The organism is Paraburkholderia caballeronis (genome assembly GCF_900104845.1).
GTDB lineage: Bacteria > Pseudomonadota > Gammaproteobacteria > Burkholderiales > Burkholderiaceae > Paraburkholderia > Paraburkholderia caballeronis.
In genome coordinates, this window is record NZ_FNSR01000003.1 from 615595 (window position 1) to 625355 (window position 9761).

Below are 9761 nucleotides of genomic sequence, written 5' to 3' on the forward strand. Positions count from 1 at the left end.
ATGGGCAGTCCGGTGAGCCATCGGGCGAGCGGGTTCGCGACGCGATGACAGGACTGCCGACGAGGTCTCGCCGGGCAGTGGCCGTAGCCGAACATTGACAGGGGATGCGAATGAGCTGGGACGACGACAACGCGGAATTCGAGGTGGTGATCAACCACGAAGAGCAGTATTCGATCTGGCCGGGCTACAAGCCGATTCCGGGCGGCTGGCGCGCCGTCGGCAAGAAAGGCCCGAAGGCCGAATGCCTCGCGTACATCGAGGAACACTGGACCGACATGCGTCCCGCGAGCCTGCGCCGCGCGATGGACGGCGCGGCCGATGCGCAGCCCGGTTCGCAACCCGGCTCGCAAGCTGGCTTGCAACCCGGCTCGCAACCTGGCTCGCAGCCGCATTGACCGCGTGCGGCATGGCTTCTGAGTCCGGGCATGGCGTGACGGTTTTCTGCCTGCCGTACGCCGGCGGCAGCGCCGCGATCTATCGCGACTGGCCCGCGCGCGTGCCGTCGTGGCTGAAGCTCGTCGCGCTCCATCTGCCGGGCCGCGGGATTCGTCACGCGGTGCGGCCGATCCATCGCTGGCCGCCGCTGCTGGACCTGCTGATCGAGGACGTGCAGCCTTACGTCGGCCGGCCGTTCGCGATCTTCGGGCACAGCATGGGCGCGCTGATCGGCATCGAACTCGCGCATGCGATCCGCGAGCGGTTCGGCGTGTCGCCGGTGTGGGTCGGCGCGTCGGCCTGCAAGGCGCCGTCGCGGCGCGAGCAGCAACTGCACTGGCTCACGTGCGGCGAGTCCCACTTCATCGACGAGATCCGCTCGCTCGGCGGCATGCCGGACGAACTGCTCGGCAACCGCGAGTTCATGGAACTGGTGCTGCCGACGCTGCGTGCGGACTTCCATCTATGCGGCAGCTACGAGCACGACGCGTCGCGGCGTCCGCTGGACTGTCCGCTGCTCGCGATCGGCGGCACCGAAGACCGCGAAATCGCCGCGCATCCGCCGCATCTCGCCGCGTGGTCCGCCGAATCGGCCGGCCCGTTCGAGCTTAAGAAGATTCACGCAGGTCACTTCTTCATCAACACGCATCGCGACGAGGTCATCGGCCTGATGGTCGACAGCCTCGCGCGGGCGCTTTCTTCGCGCGGACCGTCCGGCGAATCGCTGCTGAAGCGTTCGCCTGCATGACCGTCCGCATCACTCGTGGAGATAGGCACAAATGGACACGTCGTCTGCGCTCTTTGACTTTTCGCCGTACCTGACCCAGCGCGATGAAGTATTGCGGCTGATCCGGGTCTTCGCGTCGCATCATGCGTTTCGCAGCGCGACCGTGGACGAGCTGGAACTCGCGGACGACGAGTTCTATCGTCGCCCGCTGCGTCCCGAGGACCTCGAATTCCTGCAGTTCAGGAAGGCGGTGCCGGCGGAGAACGTGAGCCGGCTGCCGTCGCTCGCGACGCAGCGCATGCTGATGAGCCTGAACGAAGCGGGCATCGCGCGGATGCCGCGCACCGGCGCGGCCGGCGAGTTCGACCGCTTCGACGCGTTCTACGGCGAGCAGAACCAGGTGCTTGGCGCGCGCATCCGGCCGTTCCTCGAACACTACGGGTTCACGTTCCTCGGCCGCGAGGCGTCGCGCGGCGATGGTCCTGCCGTCTACGCCGAACGCCTGCGCGCGCTGCTCGACGCCGAAAAGGCGTTCTGGGCGCGCATGTTCGCGCTCGTGATGCGCAACGACTATCTGCCCGAAGGGCTGCGCTTCATCATGATCCAGCGCTGGAGCCTTGCGCCGTCGCGGCGTTTCGCCGTCGCGCGCGCGGCCGCGTCCGGCTACTTCGACAGCGTGTCGCCCGACGCGCGGCCGCAACTCGACACGCAGGCGACCGACCCGGTGCTGGCGGCCGTCGCGCAGTTCGTCGGCGTGACGAAGCGCGAGCATTCGTACTGGCAGTTCTATCTGCCGACCAGCATGGCGAAGTGCAATCTGCTGTACGCGCTCGGCTCGCGTCCGGACCGCGCGTTCGCGCTGCTCGGCGCGGCGTTCGCAGCCGAAGCGGAAGCGGTGGCGTTCTCGGCGGCGCTGGCGATGGCGTGCCCGCATCTCGTGCCGAACCGCGACCCGGCCGCCACGACGCCGAACCCGGAACACGAACTCGCGGCGCGTTTCGCGGCGGCGCTCGCGCAGGTGGATGCGCAGTGGGGCGCGGAAGGCGTGTTCCGCGTCGGGCAGGGCTGGGGCGCCGGCGAGAGGATGGCCGAACGCGCGCGCTGGGACCTCGGCGAGCAGTTGAAGTGGCTGTCGTCGATCGACCGTTACGTGCAGTTCGCGCAGCAGATCGAGAAGCGCATCGACGCGGAGTGCCCGGACATCGACCGCGAGACGTTCGTCGAGCCGCAGGACATGTGCTCGACCACGCACGTGCACAACGATCACCGGCTCGTCGTGATCGCCGAAGGGCAGATGCATTTCTGGGGCAACCTCGGCATGCGGCTCGAAATGAATCGCGGCGACAAGGTGCTGATTCCCGATGGCCGGCTGCATGGCTCGACGGTGTTGTCCGGCGAATGCACCTATCATCAGCCGATCATTCCCGAAGCGTGGTTGAGCGAACTCGGCGTCGATATCGACGTGCGGCAGCCGGCGGTTGCCGCATGACCGGAGCGGCAGCGAACAACAGCCGCCGAAGCAGGGCTTCGGCGCAACGGGGCGTGCGGTTCGGCGTCGTCATCGCGGCGGCGAGCGTGCTCGCCGCGTGCCATATGCAGGATCTTCGCGAGGAACCGGCTGCCGATGCGAACGGGCCGTATCGCGCGCAGATCAGCCGCACGACGTACGGCATTCCGCACATCAAGGCGAACGACTGGGGAAGCCTCGGCTACGGTTACGGTTATGCGCAGGCGCAGGACAGCCTGTGCACGCTCGCCGACGCGTTCGTCACGTATCGCGGGCAACGCTCGCGTTATTTCGGCGCGGACAAGCCGGTGCCGGTGCGCTCGACGACCGGCCGTCCGCTCAACGTCGATTCGGATTTCTATTACCGGTTCGTCGCGGACGACCGCGCGGTCGATGCGTTCGCCCATGCGCAGTCGGCGTCGATCCGGGCGACCGTGCGCGGGTATGCGGCCGGTTACGACCGCTACGTGCGCGACCTGAAGGCGGACCCGTCCGCGACCGCGCAGGCGGAATGCCGTGGCGCGCCGTGGCTCGCGGACATCACCGAACGCGACGTCTATCGGCGGATGTATGCGGCGATGCTCGCGGGCGGTTATGCGAACTTCGTGCATCCGATCGTATCCGCGCGGCTGCCTTCCGGGCAGGCGGCGTCGCGCGACGATGGCGCGCCGCCGCCGCTCGCGCAGGCCTACGTGCAGGCCGGCGGCGCGGAGGGCGTCGGCAGCAACGCGATCGCGTTCGGCGCGGACGCGACCGGCACCGGCCACGGGCTGCTGTTCGGCAATCCGCACTGGTTCTGGCGCGGCGCGGATCATTTCTATCAGGCGCAGTTGACGATCCCCGGCAAGCTCGACGTGAGCGGCGCGTCGTTTCTCGGCGTGCCGGTCACGATGATCGGCTTCAATCGCGACGTCGCATGGAGCCTCACCGTTTCGTCCGCGCGGCGCTTCGGCATCTTCCGCCTTGCGCTCGCGCCGGGCCGGCCCGACGCGTATCTGCTCGACGGCAAGCCGGTCGCGATGGACGCGGTCACGATCAGCATCGACGCGTTGCAGCCCGACGGTTCGCTGAGCCCGATCACGCGCACGCTGTACCGCACGCGGTTCGGCCCGCTGATCGACCTGTCCGGCTTTTCGCCCGCGCTGGCCGCGACTCCGCAGGCGGCCTACGCGATCCGCGACGTGAACGCGGACAACTACCGGACCTTCGCGACGTTCGTGCGCTGGTCGCAGGCCGATTCGCTCGACCGCTTCATCGACGTCGCGAAGCGCGACGCGTCGATGCCGTGGGTCAACACGCTCGCGATCGGGCGCAACGACCGGCGCGCATGGTACGGCGACGTCGGCGCGATTCCCGACGTGCCGTCCGCGCTGACCGACCGTTGCGCGCCGCAGCCGCTCGCGTCCGCGTTCGCGAAGAGGGTGCCGGGCGTGCCGCTGCTCGACGGCTCGCGCACCGAATGCGACTGGGCGAGCGCGCCGGGGCAGGCGCAGCCCGGCACGCTGCCGTCGCGCGCGCTGCCGGCGCTCGCGCGCACCGATTACGTCGCGAACATGAACAACAGCTACCGGATCGCGAATCCGTCGCAGCCGTTGTCCGGTTTCCCGCCGATCTTCGCGGAGGAACCGTCCGCGCTGTCGCTGCGCGCGCGGCTCGGGTTCATGCTCGTGCAGCAGCGGCTGGCGGGGACGGACGGTTACGGTGCGGGCGGCGCGAACGTCGATTCGGTCGGCCGGATGGCGCTGAACAGCCGCGTGCTGTCGGCGGAGTTGTCTCGCGCCGATGCGCTGGCCGCCGCGTGCGCGCAGCCAGACGTTCTCGTGCGCAACGACCCCGCGTCCGGCAAGCCGCTGCCGACGCCGCAGGCCGTCGATCTGGCCGGCGCGTGCGCGGTGCTCCGCGCGTGGGACGGCACCGGCACGGCCGACGCGCGCGGCGCGAACCTGTGGAGCGCATTCTGGACCGCGCTGACGCGCGCGCAGCCGAAGCCGGTCTACCGGATTCCGTACGACCCGAACGATCCGGTTCATACGCCGTCCGGTCCCGTGATCGACGCGGCGCTCGCGCGCGAGGCGCTGGGCGAGGCGGTGCTGGCGCTGCGCCACGCGTCGCTGCCGCTCGACAGCCGGCGCGGCGACGCGCTATACGTGACGCGCGACTCGCGCCGCATTCCGCTGTACGGCGGCTGCTCGCAGGAGGGGTACTTCACCGCCGCGTGCTCGGGCGAGGAGATCGACGGCCCGGACGGCTACACGATGAACGGCAATGCGAACGGCAACACGTACATGCAGATCGTGACGTTCGACGACGGCGGGCCGCAGGCGTACACGCTGCTCGCGAGTTCGGAGTCGGACGATCCCGCGTCCGCGCATCGTGCGGACTATACGGATGCCTATGCGAAGCAGCGGTGGCTGCGCGTGCCGTTCACCGATGCGCAGATCGGCAGCGATCCGAATCTGTCGGTGACCACGATCGAAGGGCGCTGACGCGACGGTCCTGAAAGTGATGGCGGGCGTCCGGCGAAACGGCCGGACGCCCGTTCGCGTTTTCCATGTTGGCCTCGCGGCGCGGATAGCGCAGCGGCTATCGCGTCCTGCGCATCAGCCACATGAAATACGGGCCGCCGATCAGCGTCGCGATCAGCCCGGCCGGAATCTGGAACGGAAACAGCACGTTCCGTCCCGCCCAGTCCGCGCAGACCATGATGAGGCCGCCGATCAGCGCGGAGCCGGCCATGTGGCCGAGCGCCCGGCGATAGCCGAGCATCGTCGCGATGTGCGGGGCCATCAGGCCGACGAACGTCAGCGGGCCGACCAGCAGCGTCGAGAACGCGGACATCGCCGCGCTCAGCACGAGCAGCGCCAGCCGCGTCCTGCCGGGCGACAGGCCGAACGCCTGCGCGACGGTCGAGCCGAGCGGCAGCAGATCGAGCCAGCGCGTGCACAGCAGCGACAGCGCGACCAGCACGACGGCCGCGACCACGGCGACGAGCGTTTCGGCCGGGCCGACGTTGTACGTCGAGCCGGCGAGCCAGTCGAGGATCATGCGCGTGTACGGGCTGCCGCCCGCCGTCGCGAGCGTCACCAGCGCATTGCACAGCGTGCCGATGATGACGCCGGCGAGCAGCGTGCGCATCGGCGTGAAGCCCGCGCGGCGTCCCGGCAGCAGCGTCGCGGCGAGCGCCGCGCCGGCGCCCGCGGCCGCCGCGACGAGCTGCATCGCCCGGCCGCCGCCCGGCGCGAACAGCACCGCGATCACGAGGCCGAGCGCCGCGCCCGACGACACGCCGAGCACTTCGGGGCTCGCCATCGGATTCGCGGTGAGGCGCTGCACCAGTACGCCCGCGGTCGCGAGCATCACGCCGGCCGCGAGCGCCGCGAGCGCGCGCGGCGCGCGCCACGGCAGCAGGTTCGCGAGCGCGTCGCCGTGCGCGTAGAACCAGCCGTGGCTGCCGCGCCCGACCGTCAGCGCGGCCCACAACGCGGCCGCGAGCACGACCAGCGTGACGACGCTCAGCCACGGGCCGGGACGATGGCGATGCGGCCCGGCGGGCCGGTCCTCGTGGAACGATGCGCCGTCGCCATGCAGGCGTTTGAGCAGCAGATACAGCACGGGCGCGCCGAGCACGGCGGTGACGGCGCCGGTCGGCACCGGCGGCAGAAACGCGACGGGCGCCTGCGCGACCTGGTCGGCAAGCCACAGCAGCGTCGCGCCGGTCAACGGCGCCCACAGCAGCTGGTCCTTCAGGCGTCGCGCGCCGGTCAGCCGCGCGAGCGCCGGCGCGAGCAGCCCGACGAACGACACGATGCCGACCGCCGCGACGACGACCGCGCCGAGCCCGACCGCGATCACCAGCGCGAGCATCCGCATCCGGCGCGGCGACAGGCCGAGGTTGCGCGCGTTGTCGTCGGCCAGGCTCATCGCGCCCAGCGGGCGCGTCAGCAGCGCCGCAAGCGCCGCCGCGATCGCGACGCGCACGGCGAGAAAGCGCGCGACGTCCCAGTTGTCCTGATTCAGCGAGCCGCTGGCCCAGATGAAGAGGTCGGATAACGACTGCCCGTGAAATAGCGTCAGCGTCGCGCCGAGCGTGCTCGCATACAGCGTGATGACGAGCCCCGCGAGGATCAGCGTGAGCGGCGCGAACACCTTGTTCCAGGCCAGCGCGAGCGCGAGGCCGGTCGCCAGCGCCGCGCCGGCGATCGCGATCGGCTCGCGTCCGTGCGCGAGCAGCGACGGCGCCCACAACGTCGCGCAGGTCAGCGCGAGCGCCGCGCCCGCCGACGTGCCGAGCGTCGTCGGTTCCGCGAGCGGGTTGCGCAGGATCTGCTGGAAGATCGTGCCCGACAGCGCGAGCGCCGCGCCGCCCAGCAGCGCGACCGCGATTCGCGGCAGCGCGCTGAAATGGAACACGAGTTCGGGCACGCGGTCCGCGTTCGGACTGACGAGCGCGGCGAGCCAGCGCGACGCCGGCAATACGTTCGCGAGATTGAGCGCGGTGAGCACGGCGGCCGGCACGGCGAGCGCGAGCAGCAGCCATGCCGGATGAGCGGAGCGGCGCAGGCCGCGCGAATGAGGAGCGGAAAGCGGTTCAGCCATGGAGATCGGCGTTCGGGCCGGCGAGCCGCGACAGGTCCGCCAGCATCTGTTCGGCGACGGGCAGGCCGCCGAACGGGTAGATCGCGCGCAGCGGCGCGACGCGCGCCGCCTTCACGAACGCGAGGCGCGACCACAGCGGGTTCGTGCGCAGACTCGCGAGCGCCTGTTGCGTCGGCACGCCGCGATCGAGATAGAGGAGCCGCGCATCGCCGGCGTCCGCGAGCGCCTCGACGCCGGTCGTCACGAAGCCCCACGCGTTCGACGGGCCGGACCACGCGTTCGGGATGCCGAGTTGTTGCAGCACGTCGTCGAGGATGCTGTTGCTCGCGTAGATCGACACGTGGCGCGCATCCGCGCCGAGATCGACGACGAAGGTCGGCCGCGTGTCGAGGTCGCGTAATGCGGCCTTCGTCTGCGCGACCTTGCGGTCCAGCCGCGCGAGGTAGTCGCGTGCGGCCGGTTCGCGGTGGAACTGCCGGCCGAGCGCGAGCGTCAGTTCGCGCGCGCGTTGATACGGGCGGCCCGCGTCGGTGTTGATCGAGAACACCTGGACCGGCGCGATGCGCTCGAAGAGCCGCGTCATCGCGGACTGGTCCGTGTCGATCAGGATCAGGTCCGGTTTTAACGTGCTCAGCAGTTCGAGGTTCGGCTCCGCATAACGGCCGAGTTCGATCGTCGACGCGGGCAGGTCGGGCTGAAGCCGCTGACGGCTGTATTCGCCGCGATCGACGGTTGCGACCGGCGCGATGCCGAGCGTCAGCAGGGTCTGTGCGGCAGGCCACGTGAGGGCGACGATGCGGGGCGGCTCGCCGGGCGCGCCGTTGCCGCGCGCATAGCCCGAGACGGCGAACCACGCAAGACAGGCGATGCATTGACGCCGGGTCAATCGGCTCATTGAGTGTTCGCGAACGATGGAGGGTAACTAACGACGGAGTGCGGACCGTGCCGGCATTCGCCGGCGGCGAACGGATCGCGCACGCGACCTGCACGATCGGCAGATTATACAAACGATTTTCATTTATCTACATCGACCCCGATACGATTTCCTGTGCCCATGGCCGTGATGCGTTGCGGTTGTGTGGAACCCCTGCACAGCGGCTGTCATACGCATGACACCGCTGCAAAGCGATGCTGACGTACCGTATTTTCCGTTGCCCTACACGTTTCGTCGCGCGATTGCGATGCGACGTGCATCGACCATTGGAGATGACCCTGATGGCGAGCAGGGTTGCTGGACGCGCTGCGATTTTTTTTGTAGTCTTTTGAGAATAATTCTCGTTCATAGCCATCGTCGGGCCGGAATCTCGCTTCGACATCGGCGCGCGTCGGGTCACACAGGGAACCGTTCATGCAAGAGGCACTGAGCACTGAGGTACTGGAGCAGCGCGCGACGCGTCTGCTCGTGGCATCGCCGGTCGGGCGCGCCTCGATGGACGACAGCCTGCCGGCGATTCACGCGCTCGTGTCGCGCAGCCTCGATGCGTATGGCGGCATCCTGCTGCGCGGCTTCGACAAGCTCGCACCCGCCGGCTTCAACGCGTTGGCCGCCAGTTTTGGCCGCCAGTTGTTGCGCTACGAATTCGCGTCCACGCCGCGCACGAAGATCGAAGCCGCCGTTTATTCGTCGACCGAATACCCGGCGCATCAGTGGATCGATCAGCATAACGAGCAATCCTATACGCGCGAATGGCCGCGATATATCTGGTTTTTCTGCGATCGCAGCGCAAAGGAGGGCGGCGCGACGCCCGTTGCCGATAGCCGCGAGGTGTACCGGCGCCTCTCGCCGGACATTCGCGAACGGTTCGCACGCAAGCAGGTGAGGTACGTGCGCAACTACGGCAACGGTCTCGACGTTCCGTGGCAGCAGGTGTTCGGCACCGAAGCGCGCGACGCGGTCGAGGCGTTCTGCCGCCAGCGCTCGATCCAATACGAGTGGCGCGGCGACGACGGGTTGCGCACGTGGCAGGTGTGCCAGTCCGAGACCGCGCATCCGCTGACGCAGGAAACGGTCTGGTTCAACCAGGCGCATCTGTTCCACGTATCGGGATTGCCGCCGGCCGTTCGCGACGCGCTGCTCGCGGTCGTCGACGAGGACGAACTGCCGCGCAACGCGTATTACGGCGACGGCTCGCCGATCGAAGCGGACGTGCTGGACGAGATCCGCGCCGTTTATCAGGAATCCATGCTGTCGTTTCCATGGCGCGAAGGCGACGTGATGATGCTGGATAACGTGTTGATGTCTCATGGCCGCGCGCCGTTCACCGGCGAGCGCCGGGTGCTCGTCGCGATGTCCGGCTAGCTGCGCGAATCGATGCGGACGCCGGTTCGCTGAATGGCGCGCGGTCGCCGCCGGTTCGTTCCGCAGGCTTCACTACCACACTGCCCTCGACGCAAGGGCAGCGAAATCCCCCGCATAACAACAGAGTCAATCCGGCCGCACGCGGCCGGAGGTTCGGGCCGCCGATGCGTCGGCGGCCGGCCGCTTGTTGCCCGCAA

The 9761-nt window shown here is 69.2% G+C and carries 7 protein-coding genes; 5 read left to right on the top strand and 2 right to left on the bottom strand.

The features are described 5' to 3' along the window. The first annotated feature begins 110 nt into the window (after positions 1-110). Genes BLV92_RS29485 through BLV92_RS29500 form a run of 4 tightly spaced genes read left to right on the top strand, consistent with a single transcriptional unit; the run spans position 111 to position 5155 of the window. On the top strand, positions 111-395 hold the full coding sequence (locus tag BLV92_RS29485; RefSeq protein WP_090552531.1) for an MbtH family protein: 285 nt from the start codon (positions 111-113) through the stop codon (positions 393-395). An 11-nt stretch (positions 396-406) separates the two neighbouring features. Continuing rightward, a complete protein-coding gene (locus tag BLV92_RS29490) occupies positions 407-1183 on the top strand; it encodes a thioesterase II family protein (protein ID WP_110332516.1) in 777 nt (258 codons plus the stop codon). A 31-nt stretch (positions 1184-1214) separates the two neighbouring features. After that, on the top strand, positions 1215-2651 hold the full coding sequence (locus tag BLV92_RS29495; RefSeq protein ID WP_090552535.1) for a cupin domain-containing protein: 1437 nt from the start codon (positions 1215-1217) through the stop codon (positions 2649-2651). Next, complete coding sequence (locus BLV92_RS29500; protein ID WP_167627163.1) at positions 2648-5155, top strand: penicillin acylase family protein; 2508 nt, start codon at positions 2648-2650, stop codon at positions 5153-5155. The genes BLV92_RS29495 and BLV92_RS29500 overlap by 4 nt, the downstream gene beginning before the upstream one ends. A gap of 97 nt (positions 5156-5252) precedes the next feature. On the opposite strand, the gene fhuB is transcribed toward BLV92_RS29500, so the two are convergent. Together fhuB and BLV92_RS29510 are read right to left on the bottom strand one after the other, a co-directional pair. Then, positions 5253-7265: a Fe(3+)-hydroxamate ABC transporter permease FhuB gene (gene fhuB / locus BLV92_RS29505; protein ID WP_090552540.1), complete on the bottom strand. Its 2013-nt coding sequence runs from the start codon at positions 7263-7265 to the stop codon at positions 5253-5255. Next, positions 7258-8160 (bottom strand): ABC transporter substrate-binding protein, encoded by a 903-nt coding sequence (locus BLV92_RS29510; protein ID WP_090552543.1) that lies wholly within the window; start codon positions 8158-8160, stop codon positions 7258-7260. The genes fhuB and BLV92_RS29510 overlap by 8 nt, the downstream gene beginning before the upstream one ends. Positions 8161-8613: 453 nt before the next feature. Between BLV92_RS29510 and BLV92_RS29515 the strand changes: the two genes are divergently transcribed. Continuing rightward, positions 8614-9564 carry a TauD/TfdA family dioxygenase gene (locus BLV92_RS29515; RefSeq protein ID WP_090552544.1) on the top strand — a complete coding sequence of 317 codons (951 nt, stop codon included), beginning with the start codon at positions 8614-8616 and terminating at the stop codon, positions 9562-9564. Positions 9565-9761 lie beyond the last annotated feature (197 nt).